Source organism: Candidatus Deferrimicrobiaceae bacterium, from assembly GCA_035256765.1.
GTDB lineage: Bacteria > Desulfobacterota > Deferrimicrobia > Deferrimicrobiales > Deferrimicrobiaceae > CSP1-8.
This window is the reverse complement of record DATEXR010000197.1, coordinates 1-18,450: the sequence shown is the minus strand read 5'-3', so window position 1 is coordinate 18,450 and position 18,450 is coordinate 1. Positions and strand designations below refer to the sequence as shown.

Below are 18,450 nucleotides of genomic sequence, written 5' to 3'. Positions count from 1 at the left end.
GAGGGGCCTGTCCCCGGAAGGGTCGGCAGCCGAGGCGAAGCGGATGCGCCGTCAGACCGCGAAGGACGACCGAGCACGGCGCAGGCGTACTGGCGGTACGCCGAGCCGGGCGCAGGGAGTCCGACAAAGGGCTGGCGGTGCGTTCCCTCGCCGCAGGCGCCGGTCGCCAAAAGGGCTGCCTTTTCTGCTGCGACAAGCGATCCCCGGGCTGCGTCGGGCGTGCTCGTCGCTCGCTTGTGCGGCGTACTTCCCGTACGCCTCCGCGCTCGCTCCTGCGCTTGCCCGTCTCGCCTCGGGTCTCTCTTGTCTCGCGACGAAACCCTTCCGGGGACCGGCCCCCTGCAGCGGCGCTCGAATGCAACCGTATTTGTGAAATGGAGCACTTAGACGGGAGCGGTCGTCTCCGGGAGGCGCTCAAGGCGTCCCTTCGCACCTACGGGGCCGCCGATCTGTCGTCCGACCCCGTGCGGTTCCCCCACCGATTCGAGGACCGGGCGGACGTCGAGGTCGCCGCGTTTCTGGCGGCCTCCTTCGCTTTCGGCAACGTGGTCCAGATCCTGTCGTTCCTCGAACGAATGTTCGGGGCTCTCGGGCCCTCCCCCCATGCGGCCCTGACCGCGCGGCGCCCCCTCTCCCCGTCTCGGATCACGGGGCTTTCCCACCGGTTCATCTCGGGGGAGGGCGTCCACCGGTTCCTCCGGTGCGTCCGCGCCGCCCTCCTCGAGCACGGTTCCCTGGAAGCCCTCTACCGGCGGTGCACGGAACGCGAAGATTGCGACCCGCGGTTGCGGATGGCCGCTTTTCTGGCCCGTTTCCGGGAATCGTGGGGGAGGAGGATCGCGAGAGAGCGGGATTTCCTCTTTCCCGACCCGCGCAAGGGATCGGCGTGCAAGCGGCACAACCTGTTCCTCCGGTGGGTGGTGCGCGCGGGAGACGGGGTGGATCTCGGAATCTGGACGGCACTCTCCCCGCGGCACCTGATCGTCCCCCTCGACACGCATATGGCGCGATTGGGGAAGTGGTTGGGGCTCACGGCAAGGAACACTGCCGACTGGAGAATGGCCGAAGAGATCACCGACGCGTTCCGGGCGGTCTGCCCGGAAGACCCCGTACGGTTCGACTTCGCCCTGACCCGGATCGGGATCCTCAAGGCCTGCACCCTCCCCGTCCGGGGGAGGTGCGGCCTGTGCCCCCTCTGCGTCGCCTGCCGGATGGGGGCGATCCCGGATCGCCCCGCGCCGGGGCAAGGAGGGCGAGCCCGGGGGAAGAAATTGGTGTTGCCCACCCTTCCCCCTGTGGGATAGATTTGGGAAGATGCTTTCAAGGACCGGGACTCCGGTATAGGGGAGGGGGAAATGGCGAACAAGAAGGTGAAAATCGGGGAAATTCTCGTTTCCACGGGCCTGATCACGGAGGAACAGCTGAAAGATGCGCTCAACGGTCAGAGGCAGCTCGGCGGGACGCTCGGGGAGAACCTGATCCGGCTGGGCTACCTGAGCGAGGAAGTTCTGCTGAACTCCCTTTCCGAACAGACGGGTCTGCAGCATATCAATCTCTCCCGGGTGGAGATCCCCCCCTCGATCCAGCGCCTCGTCCATCTGGAGTCCGTCCAGTCCCATCGGTTGCTGCCCATCGGGTTCGAGCAAAACCGGCTCGTGGTCGGGATGGTCGACCCGACGGACCTGTCGGCCCTCTCCGAGGTGGAGTTCCAGTCGGGGTACAACACGAAGCCGGTGATCCTGTCCGCATCCCATTTCGATCAGATGCTCAAGCTGATCCAGACCGCCGGGTACGGGGTGAAAACCCTCAAGCTCTCCGGGGAGAAACCGCAGCGGCGCATTCCGGTGGAGGCCAACGCCGCAAGCCTTCTCAAGGCCCTGGTGACATTCCACGGGCAGGACCTTCATCTTTCCGCCGGGGCGATCCCGTCCCTCCGTGTGGACGGGGAAATCCGGCGCCTGGACATCCCCGCGCTCAAGCCGACCGAAGTGGAGTCGATGGTCTACGATCTCCTCACGCCGGAACAGAAGCGGCTCTTCCAAGAGAACCTCGAGCTCGATTTCGCCTATTCCCTCGACGGGGTCGGGCGATTCCGCTGCAACGTCTACCGCCAGCGCGGCTCCCTCGCGTTCACCGCCCGGCACGTCGCGGACAAGATTCCCCCCGCCACCGAGCTGAGCATCCCGGATTTCCTTCCCGAGTACGCGTTGCGGAAGCAGGGTCTCATCCTGATCACGGGGCCGAACGGTCACGGCAAGACCACGACCCTGGCCAATATCGTGGACACGATCAACCGGGAGAAGAAGGCGAACATCATCACGATCGAGGACCCGATCGAGTACACGCACCGGCACAAGAACTCGAACGTGAACCAGCGGGAGGTGGGGACCGACACCCTCTCGTTCGCCGACGGGCTCCGTCATATCTTCCGGCAGAACCCCGACGTGATCGTGATCGGCGAGCTGCGGGACTACGAGAGCTTCTCCATCGCTCTCACGGCGGCGGAGACCGGCCATCTCGTCCTGGCGACGATGCACTCCCTCAATGCCACGGCGGCCGTGGACCGAATCATCGACACCTTCCCCTCGGGGCAGCATTCCCAGGTGCGGGCGCAGCTGGCGGAATGCCTCCAGGTGGTCTTCTCGCAGCGCCTCCTCCGGCGTGCGTCCGGGAGCGGGCGCATCCTGGCATGGGAGAGGATGAGCAACTCCCTCCGGGTGCGAAACGCCATCCGCGAGGGGAAGGTCCATCTCCTGCGCGCCATGATGCAGACGAACGTCGAGGAACTGGTGAGCATCGACTGGAGCCTCGCGGAGCTGGTCGCATCGGGGTCGGTGAAGTACGAGGAGGCGCTGAAGTACGCGGACAACGCGACGTACCTCAACGAGCTGCTCAGGATCCGGGGCGCCTACCGGTAGGACGGGGCCGGGGATCGGGGGGAAGAAGGGGATGATCGGCAAGAAAATCCGGCTGGAGAGGATCGTCGACCGGAACACCCGGCGAACCGTCATCGTTCCGTTGGACCATGGGATGACCGTCGGTCCCATCCCCGGCCTCATCCAGATCCCCCCCACCGCCAACCTCATCGCCGAGGGGGGCGCCAACGCCGCCATCGTCCACCGCGGCGCCGCCATGTTCGGACACCGCGGCTACGGCAAGGACCTCGGGCTCATCCTCCACCTCTCGGCCAGCACGACGCTTTCTCCGGACGCGAACCGGAAGGTGCTGGTGGCCACGGTGGAGGACGCGCTCCGGATGGGAGCCGACGCGGTGTCGATCCACGTGAATCTCGGTGCCGAGGACGAGGCCCGGATGCTCCGGGATTTCGGAACGGTTTCCACCGACTGCCAGAGGTGGGGGATGCCCCTCCTCGCGATGATCTACACGCGGGGACCGAAGATCCGGAGCGAGTTCGACGCCCGGTACGTCCGGCACGCGGCGCGGGTGGGGGCGGAGATGGGGGCGGACATCGTGAAGGTCCCGTACACGGGGAGCCCCGAGACGTTCCGGGAGGTGGTGGAGGGGTGTGCCTCCCTCGTCGTCATCGCGGGGGGCGAGAAGGCGGAAAGCGACGAGGACGTGTTCCGGATGGTGAAAGGGGTGATGGAGGCGGGCGGGGCCGGCGCCTCCATCGGGCGCAACGTGTTCCAGCACAAGTTCCCGGCCGCGATGGTCCGGGCCATCGCGGCGATCGTCCACGAGGGGGCGACGACGAAGGAAGCGGCCGACATCGTGAAGCGGGCGGGGAAATGATGGTCCCGGTGTTGTGGGCCCGGGTCATCCCCTGGAAGAAGGATGTCGCGATCGCGGCGCTCGAATTGGGCGTGGAGACCCTTTGGGTGCCGGACGGATGCTCCGACGACGCCCGGGAGCTCGGGCGGGTCGCCACCGTGTGCTCCGAGGGGGATCTGCGCGAGGGGAGGGATTTCCGGGTTACGGGGATGCGGGGGAGGGAGGACGAAACGGCGGTCCTGTCCTCATCCCCGGAGACGGTCTGGGTGATCCGCCCGAAGGAGAGGGAGGTGATCCCCCTCGAGAACCTGGTGGCCCACCGGAGGAAGATTTTCGTCGTGGCCCATACCCCCGAGGAAGTCGCGCTCTGCAGGGGGGTGCTGGAACGGGGGGTCCACGGGATCGTTCTCGAGGCCGACTCGCCTGCCGGGATGCGCCGGCTGGCTTCGGCGGCCCGGATCGATGCCGGGGGTGTGCCTCTTGTGTCCGCCCGGGTGACCGAAATCACCTCCCTCGGCATCGGGGACCGGGTGTGCGTCGACACCTGCTCGCTGATCGAAGGGAGCACCGGGATGCTGGTGGGGAACTCGAGCGCGGGGATGTTCCTCGTATGCGCGGAAAACGCCCCGAACCCGTACGTTCTCCCCCGGCCATTCCGCATCAATGCGGGAGCGGTGCACTCCTATTGCCGGCTTCCGGCGGGGCGGACGGCCTATTTGTCGGAGCTTTCGGCGGGCGCCGAGGTGCTCCTGGTGAACGAACACGGGGAGGCGGAGACGGCCGCCGTGGGGCGCGTGAAAGTGGAGAGGCGGCCGCTGTTGCTCGTGCGGGCGGAAGGGACGGGAGGCGCAAGCCATTCCGTGATCCTGCAGAATGCGGAGACGATTCGGCTGGCGGTCGCCGGGGGGGGAGCGGTCTCCGTGGCGAGGATGTCCGCGGGGGATTCCGTTCTTCTCGCGGAGGAAAGGGCGGGCAGGCACTTCGGGATAGCCGTGGAGGAGACGATCCGGGAAAATTGAGGAGTTTTTCCTACCCCGGTGGTATCATGAACCCATAGACGGCCAACTGCCGGGAGGTAGGCATGTTCGGACTCGGGATACCGGAACTTCTGATCGTTCTCGTGATCGTGGTCCTGCTCTTCGGGGCGGGGAAGCTTTCGCAGATCGGAAGCGGCCTTGGGGAAGGGATCCGCAACTTCAAAAAGGCGATGAAGGAGAAGAACGAGATCGACGTCACTCCCTCCAAGCCGGAGAACAAGGACAAGTAGCGGGTCCGGTTCTTCCCGCTGGCGAGACGCGGCGCGGCGGCGGCGCCCTTATTCCTCTTTCAGGGCTTCCACTCGATATTCCTCGATCCCCTCGGGGGGGTCGAAAAACACCACCATGAAAGGGACCGACTGTCCCGGTGGGATGTCCACATTGCTCAGTTTGTCCCCGAACCGGTTTGCCATGGCGGTCTCGATCTGCTCCCGGTCCGCGGAGTTCAAGGCGGGGATGATGTTCCCCGCGTACGCCGTCTTTTCGGCGATCGTCTGGTTACTCTTGTCGAGCAGCTCGGCCCGGACCCGGATTCCGCTGGTCTTCTCCGGCCCCTGGGAGGTGATCATCCCCTTGACGACGAACCGCTTCCCGGCCTTGCCGTCCGTCTCGTAGAACCCGGCCAGGTTTTCCACCTTGTAGGCCTGAACGGACTTATTCCCGCCAGACCGGAAGTACTCCACGGCGGAGAAGATGGAGTGAAGGGACTCTAGCTCCGGGTCCAGGATCGCGAGGTACGCCCCTCCCCCCGCCAGGGTGATGAGCAGGAGCACCAGAAGCGTGATCGAGGGGCGTTTGGAGGGAGCGGTGGGCCGGCGTCGCGCCGAGGCCGATGGTCTTTCGACCTCCGGAAGCTTCAGCGAAGGGGTCTTCAGTGGGGGGATCTGCGGCGGCGGGGCGGGCGGTGGGGGGGCCAGTATGCGGGCCTCCTCCTGCAGGCGGCGTTTTTCGGCCAGGTCGGCCAGTTCCTCCTGGATCGTCTCCACGCGGGGAGAGGGGGCCTCTTCGAAGCGTGGGAGCGGCTCCGGCGCCAGGTCAGCCGATGGCATCTCCTCCCCGGTGGACCAGAGAGGCGCTTCGCCGAGCTGTTCCGAGATGTCGAGTGGCGTGGCCGGTTCCGCGGTGACCCCATTCGTCCGCAGATATTCCGAGGTGCTCTCGTCGAGTTCAAGGGGCGTCAACGGTTCCCGGGCCGGTTCCGATCCTTCCTTCGCCGGCTGCGGGGGGCGGAACAACTCCTCGATCGACCGATCCGGCGGACCGATTTCCTCGGACTTCTCCGGGAAGAGGAGTTCCTCCTCCTTTTCGGGCTCCCGGGGGAAGGGAGCGTCCGGGAACCCGCGATCGGGTGCCGGCTCCTCCGTCTCGGGAGGACGGGGCGGTTCGAGATCCGCCTCGGCAAACAGGGGGCTTTCAAGCGCGGCGTCGAACTCGTCGCGCGGAAGGGCGGATTCCGGGGGTTTCGGGGAGATCGTTTCCGGTTCCCGGTCCTCCCGGAGAAGTTCGTCGAAGGCGGTGTCGACCTCCTCACGGGAAAGATGGGCGGGTGTTCCCCGCGGTTCCTCGGGTTTTCGCGCGAATTCATCCTGTGCCTTTTCCTCGGGGGGCGCCGGTGCTTTTTCTTCCCGGGAGGCGACCGGTCCGGTCTCCGGTTCCGCGGAAAAGATCTTGTCGAACGCGGCATCGACCTCGTCGCGGGACGACCTGGCCGCCTTCTGTTCCGGTGCGTCCAAGATCGCACGAAGGTCGAAGAGGTCCTTCGCTGCGGGAGGGGAGGGCGGGGTCGGAGGGATGTCGCTTTTCATGACGATGATGGACTCGCCGCACTTCCGGCAGCGGATGCGCGCGCCCTTGCCCTTGATCCGGGATTCGTCCAGTTGGAAGCGGGCGCGGCATGCCTGGCACTCGATGATCATTTTTCTTCCTCTCCGTCCTTTTCAAGCATCATCCCAACCCGACTATAATGGATTTGCAGAGACCTCTCAACCCGGATTTTCACTTCTCCCTCCGCCTTGCTCCGAGGGCGCACAGGAAGATGCCCGCCTCGTAGAGGACATAGAGCGGGACGGCGACGAGAATCTGGGAGACGGCATCCGGGGGGGTGAGAACCGCCCCCAGGAGAAAGGCGCCGACCACCGCCACCTTCCTCCCGCGGCGCAGGAGGTTCGGGGAGAGGATTCCCGCCCGCCCCGCAAGAAACAGGACCAGCGGTATCTCGAACATCACCCCGAAGAGGAAAAGGATCCGCAGAATCAGAGAGAGGGACTCCCTCATCGACGGCATCGGAACGATGGTCGTTCCCCCGAAGGCGAGGAAGAAGGTGAAGATCGAAGGGACCGCGACGAAGTATCCGAACGCCATCCCGGCAATCAGGGCCGCCGTCGACCAGAAGGAGAAGACGAAGAGGATCTTTCTTTCTTTCCGGTAGAGTCCGGGGCTGACGAAACGCCACGTCTGGTAGAAGATGAAGGGGCTTGCCAGGAGAAATCCTCCCCACAGGGCCAGCTTGAAGTAGGTGAGGAACGCCTCGGTGAGTTCGGTGAAGATGAGCCGGGAACCTCCGGGGAGCCGATCGGTGAGGGGTGTGAGAAGCGTCCGGTAGATCCATTCCGCGCGGGAGTAGCACAGGACGGTTCCCACCCCCATCGCGGCCAGGGACCACATCAGGCGCTTACGCAGTTCTTCCAGGTGCTCGGTGAGGGGCAGGCGGACCTCGGAGTTCGTTTCCGGTTCCGGGTTCATCTAGAGGGAGATGCCTTGCCCCCTCATTCCTGGGGGGGGGTGGGGGAGGAAGCGGGATCTCCTGCCGCGGACGGGGGAACCTCGGAGCGCTGCGCGTCGCCGGCGGGGGAGGCAGGGGGTTCCTGGTCCTTTTCTTCGGATTCCGCTTCCCGGACGGCTTCGTCGATCCCCTTTCGCACCTCTTCGGACGCCTTCTTGAATTCGGCGATCCCCTTCCCGAGGCTCTTGGCGAGGTCCGGGAGACGCTTCGGCCCGAAGAAGATCAGGACCACGACAAGAATGATGAGCATCTCCTGGAAGCCGATTCCGAACATCCCGCCCTCTCCTGATTGCTGGTAAATTACTATACCTCGGGTTCTCCGCCAAATCCACGGTATCCGAAAAGATAGCCGGTCTATCCGATCGGATCTCCCTCCGGGGGGGACGTCCCCGGAGGAGGAGGCGTATCCGGTTGTCTTTCCTGGATAACCTGGGGAAGGCATGGCCTTTGAATAGGAAACGGTGTTACCGGCAATCCCCAAAGCTCTCCCCCAGGAGGAACGCAGTGCACATCGGCATCGACGTAGGGTCGATCAGCGTGAAGTTCGGTCTTGTCGCCCTGCCATCGGACCCCCCTCTCCCCGAGGGAACCCGTTCCGCCTTTCTCGGCGCCGATCCGGTGACGCTTTCCGGGGGCGCGCGCGCCTATCTTCTCTCCTACGACCGTCTGATGGGGGATCCGAACCGGAAAGTCCCGGAGCGGCTGGCGGAGTGGAGCGACCGGATCGGCGCCGGGCGGATCCGGGACGTGACCGTCACCGGCAAAAGCGGAGCGCACCTTGCGAAGGCGCTGGGATTCCGGTACGAGAACGACTTCCGCTGCCTGGTGCGGGGGGTCACGGCGTTGCACGACGATGTCCGGACGATCTTCGAGATGGGGGGGGAGAACGCGAAGGTCATCCGGCTCGAAAGGTCCGGCGGGGAGGGGCCGTTGCGCATCCGGGACTACGACACCAACGGGGACTGCGCCGCCGGCACGGGGTCGTTCATCGACCAGCAGGCCCATCGGATGAAGCTGGTCGTGGAGGAAATCGGAGAGATGGTCGCCCGGGCGGGAAGCGCGGCCCGGATCGCGGGGCGGTGCTCGGTGTTTGCCAAGAGCGACATGATCCACGCCCAGCAGAAAGGGTATTCTCCCGAGGAGATCCTGAAGGGGCTTTGCGATGCGGTCGCCCGCAATTTCAAGAGCAGCATCAACAAGGGAAAGGACCCCGTTCCGCGGGTGGCGCTTGTCGGTGGGCTGTTCGCCAACCAGGGGGTCGTGCGCGCAATTTGCGACTCGTTCGGTTTTTCCCCCGAGGACGTCGTGCTCCCGTGGGGATATGCCCATCTTGGAGCGGTGGGGGCCGCGATGCTGTCCGCGGAGGTCCGGACGCCGGAGGAGAGGCAGCGGGGGCAGGCCTTTTTCCTTTCCCCGGGGTTGCCCGCGGAGGGGGAGAGGTCGTTCCCCTCCTGGCCCCCTCTTTCCACCGGAAACGTCGTCTTCCTGCGGGATCGGGTGGGCGAGGTTCCCTCCCTCGAAGGCCGCCCGGAACTCTTCCTCGGGATCGATGTGGGGTCCGTCAGCACGAATTTCGCGCTTCTCGACGGGGAGGGGAACCTCCTGAAGGAGATCTATGTCAGCACGCAGGGACGGCCGGTCCAGGTAGTGACGGAGGGTTTGCGCGACCTGCGGGAGGAGTTCGGGGAGAGGATCCGGATCCGCGGCGTCGGCACGACGGGCTCGGGGAGGGAATTGATCGGGGAGCTCGTGGGGGCGGACACCGTACAGGACGAGATCACCGCCCACAAGACAGGCTCCTCGTTCATCAGCCGCCGATTCTTCGGGCAGTCGGTCGACACGATCTTCGAGATCGGCGGGCAGGATTCAAAGTTCATCAGCCTGGAGGACGGCGTCGTGGTGGACTTCGCGATGAACGACGCGTGCGCGGCGGGTACCGGCTCCTTCCTGGAGGAACAGGCGGAGCGTCTCGGGATCCGGATCAAGGGAGAGTTTGGGGAGATGGCCCTCTCGTCGCGCGCTCCCGTCCGCATGGGAGAGCGGTGCACCGTCTTCATGGAACAGGATTTGAACACCTACCTCCACCGGGGGGCCTCCAAGGTCGATCTCGTGGCGGGGCTCGCCTACTCCGTGGTCATCAATTACCTGAACCGCGTCGTCCGGGGGCGAAAGATCGGGGAGACGATCTACTTCCAGGGGGGGACCGCCTACAACGACTCCGTCGCGGCGGCCTTCACCCATGTGCTGGGGAAGAAGATCATCGTCCCGCCGCACAACGGAGTCATCGGGGCGATCGGTATGGCCCTCCTCGCGCGCGACAAGATGCGCGCAACAGGGGACCGAACCCGCTTCCGCGGCTTCGACCTGGGCAAGGTCGACTACCGGAGGCGCGAGTTCGTCTGCAAGGGGTGCAGCAATTTCTGCGACATGCAGGAGATCCGGATCGACGGCACGAACACCTACTGGGGGGACAAGTGCTCCGAGAGATACCGGAAAAGCGCCCGGACCGGGGTCAAGCCCGTGATCGAGGACCTGCCCGCCCGGCGGGCGGAGTGGTTCGAGTCCCTTCTGGGCGGGGAGACAAAGGGACCCCGGGGAACCGTGGGGGTTCCCCGCGCCATGTATTTCTACGAGCGGTTTCCGTTCTGGAAGACGTTCCTGACCCGCCTGGGATTCGGGGTGAAGGTGAGCCCGCGCACCGACAAGGCGATTGCGAGGGAAGGGCTCGAGAAGACCGTCGCCGAGCCGTGCTACCCGATCCAGGTCGCCCACGGGCACGTGGCCGCGCTTCTGCGGGACGGGATCGATTTTCTGTTCGTCCCCAACGTCGTCAATGCGGAGACCACCCACACCCACACCGAGTCGCACTTCTGCCCGTGGGGACAGACCCTTCCGTTCGTCCTGGCGTCGGTCCCCGGCTGGGAGAAGGAGGTGCGCCAGAAGCTTCTCTCCCCGACCGTCCGCTTCCGGGACGAAGAGCGTCTTGTGGTCGAGGACCTCTTCGAGTGCTTCGGTCCGCTGGGGGTCTCCCGCCGCGAGGTCCGGGAGGCGATCCGCGAGGGGTGGAAGGAGCAGCACCGGTTCGGCAACTTCCTTCTCGACCGCGGCGCGATGGCGGTCTCGGAAGTGGAGAAGGCGGACGCGCACGCCGTCATCCTGATCGGCCGCTCGTACAACCTCTACGACCGGGACGTCAACCTGAATGTCCCCGGAAAACTGCGCGACCAGTACGGGGCGAACGTGATCCCGATCGATTTTCTGCCCGTCGACGGGATCGACATCCGGGAGATCCATGACAACATGTTCTGGAACTACGGAAGGAAGATCATCGCGGCGGCGCGATGGTGCAGGAACCGCCCGAAGTTCCACATCATCTACATCACCAATTTCAAATGCGGGCCGGATTCCTACATCCGGCATTTCATCCGGAAGGCGTCCGACGCCTCCTCCCTTTCCCTCCAGTTCGACGGACACGGGAACGACGCCGGGTACATGACCCGGTGCGAGGCGTATCTCGACAGCAAGCGGGTATTGCGCTGGTGGGCCGAAGCGTGAGCGGGTCGCCGCTTTCCGGAAGGACGGTCTTTTTCCCCCCCATGAACGAGGCGGGGGTGCGAACCATATCGGCGGCGTTCCGGTCGGTCGGGATCGAGGCGAGGGCCATGCCGCCCTCGGACGAGGAGACCCTTCTTCTCGGCGGGCGCTTCTCCTCGGGGGAGGAATGCCTCCCCCAGAAGGTAACGCTGGGCGACACGCTGAAACTTCTCGTCCACGGGAAGATCGCCCCGGAAAAGATGGCGCTTTTCATGCCGGCCTCCAACGGGCCGTGCCGGTTCGGACAGTACGGGCCCTACATGAAGATGGTGTTCGAGGAGATGGGATACGGCGACGTGCTGCTGATCTCCCCCTCCTGCTCGGACGGATACAGCGGGGTGGGAGATCACGCCGACGAGCTTCTCCGCACCGCGTGGAGAGCCATGGTGGGCGGGGATCTTCTCCAGAAGCTCCTCCTTCGGGTTCGTCCCTACGAGAGGGAGAAGGGCGCAGCGGATCGGGCGTTCGACGATGCGATCGGAATCCTGTGCCGGGCCGTGGAGATCCCCGGCGAGAAGCAGGGGGAGAAACTCGCGCGGATCGTCGCGGCGCTCCGGGAAGGCCGGAAGAGATTCCACGAAGTGCCGGCGGACTTCTCCTCTCCGCGCCCCCTGATCGGCGTCGTCGGGGAGATCTTCTGCCGGCTCAACGCCTTCAGCAACGACGACGTGGTGCGCAAGGTGGAGGAGACGGGGGGGGAATGCTGGATTTCCGACGTGACGGAGTGGGTCTGGTACACCAACGCCGATCACCACCGGGAGCTCAAGCGGTACGGGAAGACCCTGAGCATGGAGATGCTCGGGGCGAAGCTGAAGTGGCACTACCAGCGGAAGGACGAGCACTCGCTCCTCGTGGTCTTCGGGGGGGACTTCCGGGGGTACGAGGAGCCGCACGACATCCGCGAGGTGATGGAGCTCGCCCGTCCGTACCTGGTGCCCGAGGGGACCCTGGGGGAGATGCTGCTGTCGGTGGGGAAATCCGTATATCTGTACAGGAAAGGGGTGGACGGGATTCTCGACATCAACCCCTTCTCCTGTATGAACGGCATCGTCTCCGAGGCCGTGTATCCTCGCGTTTCCCGCGACTGCGATGGCCTCCCCGTCCGCGTGCTATACTTTGACGGGACGCACGTGGACCGGCGGTACGAGCTGGAGATCTTCATGGAGCTCGTCCGGGAGTATGCATCCAGGAAAAAGGAGCGGCGGGTACTGCCGGAGGGCCTGGGAGCGGCCGCGGCGGCCGGAGCCTGATCGTTTCCCGCCGGGACTTCGCCGGTTCCGGCCCGCGACGGGGCGAGGGAGGCGGAGAGCGGCGTGAGGCTCGCGGTGGTATCGGATATCCACTCGAACGGGGACGCCCTCGCCGCCGTCCTCCGGGAGATCGATCGGCAGCGCGTCGACCGGGTGGTCCATCTGGGCGACCTCGTGGGGTACAACGCCGAGCCCGAGACCTGTGTCCGCTGGGCCCGGGAGAACGGGGTGGCGGGGGTCTTCGGCAACCACGACGCCGTCGTGACGGGGAGGGCGACCGGCGAGTTCTTCCATGCGCCGGCCCTGCTTGCCGCCCGATGGTCCGCCGAACAGATCTCTCCCGACTCGAGGGAGTATCTCGCGGGGCTCGCGGAGAGCCTTCGGCTTCCCGAAGGGATCCTGCTTGTCCATGGTTCCCCCTCCGATCCGGACCGCTATCTCTTCCTTCTCGAGGACGCCGAGGAGGAGATCGGCATGCTGTCCGGCGAATCCTGCCCCCGCGTGGTGTTCTTCGGCCACACCCACCTGCCCGCGGCCTTCGTCCGAAGGAAGGACGGAAGCACCGTCTCCGCACCCCTTGAGGGCCTGCGGATCGGGGAGGGCGAGACGGGAATGCTCAACCCCGGGAGCGTCGGCCAGCCGCGCGACCGGAACCCCCTCGCCTCCTTCCTGATCTGGGACACGGGCGCCGGCCGGGCCTCCTGGATCCGCGTGCCGTACGACGTGCCGTCCTGCCAGCGGAAGATTCTCGAGGCGGGTCTTCCGAGGTTCTTCGCGGCGCGCCTGGCGGACGGAACGTGAAAGGGCGGCGGTTCCGCCTCCTCCCGCACACGGCGGACCTCATGCTGGAGGTCCGCGGTGCAGACCTTCCCGGCCTGTTCTCCTCCTGCGTTCTCGCGCTCTTCTCTCTTCTGACGGACAGGCGGACCGTGCGGGGTGCGGAGTTCCGCACCGCGGAAGCGGCCGGCGGCACGGCGGAGGAGCAGCTCTTTTTTCTGCTTCGCGAGGCGCTCCAGATCTTTACCGTCCACCGGTTTGTCGCCCGCACCGCGCGTGTTACGATACATAAGGAACGGGTGACGTTGACGGTGGCGGGGGAGCCTCTCGACTTCTCCCGACACGACGTCAGGCGGGAGATCAAGGCGGTGACGGCGCACGCCATCGCCGTGGAGAGGTCGCCGGGGGGCTGTCTCGCCCGTTTCGTGGTGGACGTGTAGTCCCCGACCCGAGCGATCGCGGGGGGGTACCGGCGGGGAAGGAGAGCCGCCCATGCGGTTCCGGGACGTCGAAATCAGGAAATTATCCGAGACGATGTGGGAAATCCCGCAGGAGAGCGGGATGCGGGTCCCCGGGCTCATCTTCGCCTCCGAGGCGATGATGGGGGACATCGTGCGCGACGAGGCCGTCCGCCAGGTCATGAACGTCGCCCACCTCCCGGGAATCCTGAAATACAGCATCGGGATGCCGGACATCCACTGGGGATACGGCTTCCCGATCGGGGGGGTGGCCGCGATGGATGCGGAAGAGGGAGTCGTCTCCCCCGGCGGAGTGGGGTACGATATCAACTGCGGGGTCCGTCTTCTCCGGTCCGACCTGACCGTCGACGCGCTTCGCCCGAAGCTCAAGGAGCTCGTGGCCGCCCTGCATCGGGAAGTCCCCTCGGGGGTCGGCTCGACGGGGTTCGTCCGCCTCGCCGCGGCGGACGAGGAGAAGGTCCTGGTCGATGGGGCCCGCTGGGCGGCGTCCCGGGGGTATGCGTCCGCGGAGGACATCGAGCGCACCGAAAGCGGGGGGAGGCTGCCGGGGGCGGACCCCGATGCGGTTTCGGCCGTCGCCAAGAAGAGGGGGCGCAACCAGCTGGGGACGCTCGGTTCGGGGAACCACTTCCTCGAGATCGACGAGGTCGCGGAGGTGTTCGACGAAGAGGCCGCGCGGGCGTTCGGGATCTTCCCCGGCCAGGCGGCCGTCCTCGTCCATTCGGGATCCCGGGGACTGGGGTACCAGGTCTGCGACGACTACCTGGTGACGATGGCCGACTACATGCGCCGCAACGCGATCGATCTTCCCGACCGGCAACTCGCCTGCGCGCACATCCGCTCCCCCGAGGGGCAGCGGTACCTGTCCGCGCTGGCCGCGGCGGGCAACTACGCATTCGCCAACCGGCAAATGCTCGCGCACCAGACCCAGGAGACGTTCCTGAGGTTCCTCGGAATGGGGCCGCGCGACCTCGGGATGCGGCTGGTGTACGACTGCGGGCACAACAATGCCAAATTCGAGGTGCACGAGATCCACGGCGCGAAGCGGAAAGTCCTCGTCCACCGGAAGGGGGCGACCCGCTGTTTCCCTGCGGGGAACCGGGAAATTCCGGAAGCGTACCGGCACGTGGGACAGCCGGTGCTCATTCCGGGCGACATGGGGACCTCCTCGTTTGTCCTTGCGGGTTCGCCGGCGGCGATGAGCCTCTCGTTCGGCTCGACCTGCCACGGCGCGGGACGCCGGATGAGCCGGACCCAGGCGAAGGCGAGCGTGCGGGGCAAGTCGATCGTCCAGGAGATGGAAAAGCGCGGGGTGCTCGTCGCCAGCGCCTCCCAGAAGACCCTCGCCGAGGAGATTCCGGAGGCCTACAAGGACGTGTCCGAAGTCGTCGGGGTCGTGCACGACGCCGGGATCGCGAGGAGGGTGGCCAGGCTTCGGCCCGTGGCGGTCGTGAAGGGATAGGGGGGACCGGGGATGCCGGGAGCGTGGTTCGAGACGATCTTCGACGAGAGATACCCGCAGCTGTTCGGGCCGCTCGAGGGGAATGCCGAGAAAGAGGTGGAGGAGATCATCGGCCTCATCGCGGTTCCCCCCGGGTCGGCCGTGGAGGACCTGGGGTGCGGTCGGGGGAGGCACGCCGTCCCGCTCGCCCGGCGGGGATACGTGGTGACCGGCGTGGACCTTTCCAGCAAGATGCTGGACATCGCCCGGGCGCGGGCCCACCGGGAGGGGGTCACCGTGGAATGGGTGCGCGAGGACATGCGGCTCTTCCGACGTCCCGGCGCCTTCGATCTGTGCCTCTCCCTGTTCACTTCCTTCGGGTTCTTCAGCGACGAGGAGAACCAGCGGGTTCTGGATAACGTGGCGGTGAGCCTGAGGGAGGGGGGCACCCTGCTTCTCGACCTGAGAAACTCCGGGAAGGGCCTGTCGCGCCTCGAGAACTGGGACCAGACGATCGAGGTCCCTTCAGGACAGCTCCGGATGTCGATAGGGTTCAATTCCGGGACCCGGCGTGCGACAGCGGAGCACGTGCTGACACGCAAGGACGGGATCCGGATCTCCTCCACGTTCGACGTGCGGATCTACTCGAGCGATGAGCTCGAAGCGATGCTCGGGAAATGCGGGTTGCGGGTGAAGAATTGCTTCGGCTCCCTTTCGGGAGATCCCTTCACGGAGGAGTCCGAGCGGATGGTTGTTCTCTCGGTGAAAGGATAAGGGCGAGTCCCGTTTCCGAATTCGCTTCCCCTACAAGAGGTCGTCCGGGGACGGAAGGGATGGGCCGATCTTTTTCCCGACAGGCGCCGTCGGGGGCACCGTCCCGATCCGGAAGGGGAGGGTGATCCCATCGGAGGAGCCGGGGGGGAGGCTCTTGCCGGTCTCGAGGTCGACACGGGAGAAGAGGATTCCGGGGGGCACGGGGAAGTCCCGGTTGGGAAAGAGGGGCAGGGCCCGCCCCATGAATCGGATCCAGATGGGCAGCGCCACGGCGGCCGCCGACTCCCGGTCGCCCAGGGGGCGCGGCGTGTCGAACCCGACCCATATCCCCGCCACGAGGTCGGGCGAGAACCCGATGAACCACGCATCGGTATTTTCGTTCGTCGTTCCGGTCTTTCCGGCGAGGAAGTGTCCGAGTCCTCTCGCGGCCTTCCCCGTCCCGCTCTGGATCACCTCCTGCATCATGCGGACCATGAGGTAGGCCGTTTCGGGGGAGATCGCCTGTTCGGCTTCCGGGGTCGTTCTCTCCAGGACCTCCCCGCGGGAGTCCCTCACCTCACGCAGGAAAAACGGCGCGGGCCTCAGTCCTCCGTTGGCGAACGTCGCGTACGCGGTGCACATCTCCAGCAGGGTCACCCCCGAGGACCCCAGGGCGATGGAAAGGTTCCGCTCGATCGGGGATTCGATGCCCATCGTCTTCGCCGTGCGAAGGACCGACGCGACGCCCACATCGTTGAGGAGCCGGATCGTCGCCAGGTTGCGGGACTTGGCGAGGGCCTCGATGAGCGGGATCGGCCCCAGGAATGTCCCGTCGTAATTTCTCGGCTTCCAGAGTTCCTTCTCGTTCCGGTCGAACTCGATGGGGGAGTCGTCCGTCATGGATACGACGGTTCTCCCGGCGGAGAGCGCAGCGGTGTATACGAAGGGCTTGAAGGCCGACCCCGGCTGTCTTCTCGCCTGGAGCGCGCGGTTGAACTGCGACTGCGCGAAATCGGTCCCCCCCACCATGGCGAGGATCGCCCCCGTGTGCGGGTCGAGGGCTACGACCGCCCCCTGAAGTCCCTCGTACTTGTTCCGCTCCTCCGTGGTCTTGATCCCCTCGATCAGAGCCGCGTGGGCCATCTGCTGGAGGCGCGTGTCGATCGTCGTGTAGATGCGCAGCCCTTCCTGGTAGAGGGACTCCGCCCCGTATTTTTCCATGAGATACAAGCGGACCTGTTCGAGAAAGTAGGCCGCCTTCGACCGGAAGGTGGAAGGGGGGGCGAGGACGATCCTGGCCGCATATGCCTTGTCGGCCTCCGCCTGCGTGAGGAACCCCGCCTCGACCATCCTCCGGAGGACGTAGCGCTGCCGGCCCTTCGCGAGGTCGGGGTTGGTCCTCGGGGAATAGCGGGTGGGTGCCTTGGGAAGGGCGGCGAGCATCGCCCCCTCCGCCACGCCGAGTTCACCCACCCCCTTCCCGAAATAGGTCCGCGCTGCCGCCTCCACCCCGTATGTGCCCTCCCCGAGGTAGATCTGGTTCAGGTACAGGTAGAGGATCTCCTCCTTGCTCATCTTCCGCTCCATGCGGTAGGCGAGGATGAGTTCCTTCAGTTTCCGGCTGATGCTCTTTTCGTGGGTGAGGAAGAGGTTTTTCACCGTTTGCTGGGTGATGGTGCTTCCTCCCTGGGCGAAGCTCCCCCCCAGGAGATCCTTGACGGCGGCGCGGGCGATCGCGGTGAGATCGACTCCCCGGTGCTGGAAGAAGTTGGCGTCCTCCGCCGCGACGAAGGCCTCCACGACGTAGCGGGGGATCTGCCGGTAGGGGACGAGGGTTCTCTTCTCGAGGTAGATTTCCCCCACTAACTGGTTGTAGCGGTCGTAGATCTTGGAGGAGATGCTCGGCCGGTATTGCTGCACGGACTCCAGGGAAGGGAACGATGAGAACTTCGCCAGGATGACAAGACCGACCCCCGTTCCCAGAAGAAAGCAGAGGAAAAGCGTCCCTGCCAGGAGAAGCCCCTTGGTCCGGGGACGACCCCCCGGATCGTCGTCGAACTCGAGCGGCAAAGACGTCATCCCTTTTCCGTACTTACCGGCATGGTACGATAATTATCATACAAGCTGCCGCCACAAGGGAAGAGTTACGCGATGCGACCGTTTGCCGCCGCCGCGCTGTGGATCCTGCTTCTTTGCCCGGGGTGCGACTTCTCCTTTTCTCTTTCCGTCGTGGGCGGCGACGGCCTTCCCCCCGTCTCCGCGGACGTCGGGAGCGATCCCGCGACGGACGGCGACGTGCGCCAGGACGGTGTCGTCACGACAGCGGCGGTCATCGATTGCGGATTCGATCCTTTTGTCCCTCCTCCCCGCCCCGAGCACCGGGGATTCCTCTCGTTCCCCCTCGACGGGATCCCGCCGGGAGCGTTCATCGAGTCGGCCACCGTGACCTTCTCCGTCGACCGTGTGCACCTGTTGACCGGCAGCCCGGACATGGTCCTTTTCCTCGACCATGTCCAATACGGGGAGACGCTTTCCTTCGCGGCTTTTTCCGCGACGGGGACCCCGGTGGGAAGTCTCCTGTCCGGCGTGCGGCTGGTTCCCTCGG

The 18,450-nt window shown here is 65.8% G+C and carries 16 protein-coding genes; 12 read left to right on the top strand and 4 right to left on the bottom strand.

Going from position 1 to position 18,450, the window contains the following annotated elements; all coding sequences use genetic code 11:
* Nucleotides 1-374: 374 nt before the first annotated feature.
* The 5 genes from VJ307_06745 to VJ307_06725 all read left to right on the top strand — a co-directional run bounded on the left by VJ307_06745 (nucleotide 375) and on the right by VJ307_06725 (nucleotide 4,999).
* Entirely contained in the window at nucleotides 375-1,304 is a 930-nt protein-coding gene (locus tag VJ307_06745; protein HJX73839.1) for a TIGR02757 family protein, read from the top strand.
* Nucleotides 1,305-1,355: 51 nt separating this feature from the next.
* Nucleotides 1,356-2,918: a PilT/PilU family type 4a pilus ATPase gene (locus VJ307_06740; GenBank protein HJX73838.1), complete on the top strand. Its 1,563-nt coding sequence runs from the start codon at nucleotides 1,356-1,358 to the stop codon at nucleotides 2,916-2,918.
* Nucleotides 2,919-2,949: 31 nt separating this feature from the next.
* Nucleotides 2,950-3,753 (top strand): 2-amino-3,7-dideoxy-D-threo-hept-6-ulosonate synthase, encoded by an 804-nt coding sequence (locus VJ307_06735; GenBank protein ID HJX73837.1) that lies wholly within the window; start codon nucleotides 2,950-2,952, stop codon nucleotides 3,751-3,753.
* Nucleotides 3,750-4,751, top strand: a complete 1,002-nt coding sequence (locus VJ307_06730) for a 3-dehydroquinate synthase II (protein ID HJX73836.1) — start codon at nucleotides 3,750-3,752, stop codon at nucleotides 4,749-4,751. Before VJ307_06735 ends, VJ307_06730 begins: the two co-directional genes overlap by 4 nt.
* Before the next feature lie 62 nt (nucleotides 4,752-4,813).
* Nucleotides 4,814-4,999 (top strand): twin-arginine translocase TatA/TatE family subunit, encoded by a 186-nt coding sequence (locus VJ307_06725; protein ID HJX73835.1) that lies wholly within the window; start codon nucleotides 4,814-4,816, stop codon nucleotides 4,997-4,999.
* 48 nt (nucleotides 5,000-5,047) lie between these two features.
* Here VJ307_06725 and VJ307_06720 read toward each other — a convergent pair whose 3' ends face one another.
* The 3 genes from VJ307_06720 to tatB form a co-directional block, all read right to left on the bottom strand.
* Complete coding sequence (locus VJ307_06720; protein HJX73834.1) at nucleotides 5,048-6,685, bottom strand: DUF3426 domain-containing protein; 1,638 nt, start codon at nucleotides 6,683-6,685, stop codon at nucleotides 5,048-5,050.
* 79 nt (nucleotides 6,686-6,764) lie between these two features.
* Nucleotides 6,765-7,511 (bottom strand): twin-arginine translocase subunit TatC, encoded by a 747-nt coding sequence (gene tatC / locus VJ307_06715; GenBank protein HJX73833.1) that lies wholly within the window; start codon nucleotides 7,509-7,511, stop codon nucleotides 6,765-6,767.
* A gap of 23 nt (nucleotides 7,512-7,534) precedes the next feature.
* Nucleotides 7,535-7,825: a Sec-independent protein translocase protein TatB gene (tatB, locus tag VJ307_06710; GenBank protein HJX73832.1), complete on the bottom strand. Its 291-nt coding sequence runs from the start codon at nucleotides 7,823-7,825 to the stop codon at nucleotides 7,535-7,537.
* A gap of 230 nt (nucleotides 7,826-8,055) precedes the next feature.
* Between tatB and VJ307_06705 the strand changes: the two genes are divergently transcribed.
* From VJ307_06705 to VJ307_06680, 6 genes are all read left to right on the top strand, one after another.
* On the top strand, nucleotides 8,056-11,106 hold the full coding sequence (locus tag VJ307_06705; protein ID HJX73831.1) for an acyl-CoA dehydratase activase: 3,051 nt from the start codon (nucleotides 8,056-8,058) through the stop codon (nucleotides 11,104-11,106).
* Nucleotides 11,103-12,395 (top strand): hypothetical protein, encoded by a 1,293-nt coding sequence (locus VJ307_06700; GenBank protein ID HJX73830.1) that lies wholly within the window; start codon nucleotides 11,103-11,105, stop codon nucleotides 12,393-12,395. The genes VJ307_06705 and VJ307_06700 overlap by 4 nt, the downstream gene beginning before the upstream one ends.
* A gap of 63 nt (nucleotides 12,396-12,458) precedes the next feature.
* A complete protein-coding gene (locus VJ307_06695) occupies nucleotides 12,459-13,196 on the top strand; it encodes a metallophosphoesterase family protein (GenBank protein ID HJX73829.1) in 738 nt (245 codons plus the stop codon).
* Nucleotides 13,193-13,612: an archease gene (locus VJ307_06690; protein HJX73828.1), complete on the top strand. Its 420-nt coding sequence runs from the start codon at nucleotides 13,193-13,195 to the stop codon at nucleotides 13,610-13,612. The genes VJ307_06695 and VJ307_06690 overlap by 4 nt, the downstream gene beginning before the upstream one ends.
* A 52-nt stretch (nucleotides 13,613-13,664) precedes the next feature.
* Nucleotides 13,665-15,113, top strand: coding sequence for an RtcB family protein (locus VJ307_06685; protein ID HJX73827.1), 1,449 nt, complete (start codon nucleotides 13,665-13,667; stop codon nucleotides 15,111-15,113).
* Between the two features lie 12 nt (nucleotides 15,114-15,125).
* A complete protein-coding gene (locus VJ307_06680) occupies nucleotides 15,126-15,866 on the top strand; it encodes a methyltransferase domain-containing protein (protein ID HJX73826.1) in 741 nt (246 codons plus the stop codon).
* Nucleotides 15,867-15,896: 30 nt separating this feature from the next.
* On the opposite strand, the gene VJ307_06675 is transcribed toward VJ307_06680, so the two are convergent.
* A complete protein-coding gene (locus VJ307_06675) occupies nucleotides 15,897-17,924 on the bottom strand; it encodes a PBP1A family penicillin-binding protein (GenBank protein ID HJX73825.1) in 2,028 nt (675 codons plus the stop codon).
* Between the two features lie 72 nt (nucleotides 17,925-17,996).
* Here VJ307_06675 and VJ307_06670 point away from each other — a divergent pair.
* Nucleotides 17,997-18,450: hypothetical protein (locus tag VJ307_06670; protein ID HJX73824.1), on the top strand; the 454-nt coding region annotated here is incomplete at its 3' end.

Bases quoted from the DNA above. Each gene is read 5' to 3' on its own strand.
- tatB (HJX73832.1), bottom strand. From the start codon at position 7,825: ATGTTCGGAATCGGCTTCCAGGAGATGCTCATCATTCTTGTCGTGGTC.
- VJ307_06740 (HJX73838.1), top strand. From the start codon at position 1,356: ATGGCGAACAAGAAGGTGAAAATCGGGGAAATTCTCGTTTCCACGGGC.
- VJ307_06675 (HJX73825.1), bottom strand. From the start codon at position 17,924: ATGACGTCTTTGCCGCTCGAGTTCGACGACGATCCGGGGGGTCGTCCC.
- VJ307_06735 (HJX73837.1), top strand. From the start codon at position 2,950: ATGATCGGCAAGAAAATCCGGCTGGAGAGGATCGTCGACCGGAACACC.
- tatC (HJX73833.1), bottom strand. From the start codon at position 7,511: ATGAACCCGGAACCGGAAACGAACTCCGAGGTCCGCCTGCCCCTCACC.
- VJ307_06725 (HJX73835.1), top strand. From the start codon at position 4,814: ATGTTCGGACTCGGGATACCGGAACTTCTGATCGTTCTCGTGATCGTG.
- VJ307_06720 (HJX73834.1), bottom strand. From the start codon at position 6,685: ATGATCATCGAGTGCCAGGCATGCCGCGCCCGCTTCCAACTGGACGAA.
- VJ307_06745 (HJX73839.1), top strand. From the start codon at position 375: ATGGAGCACTTAGACGGGAGCGGTCGTCTCCGGGAGGCGCTCAAGGCG.
- VJ307_06730 (HJX73836.1), top strand. From the start codon at position 3,750: ATGATGGTCCCGGTGTTGTGGGCCCGGGTCATCCCCTGGAAGAAGGAT.
- VJ307_06680 (HJX73826.1), top strand. From the start codon at position 15,126: ATGCCGGGAGCGTGGTTCGAGACGATCTTCGACGAGAGATACCCGCAG.
- VJ307_06685 (HJX73827.1), top strand. From the start codon at position 13,665: ATGCGGTTCCGGGACGTCGAAATCAGGAAATTATCCGAGACGATGTGG.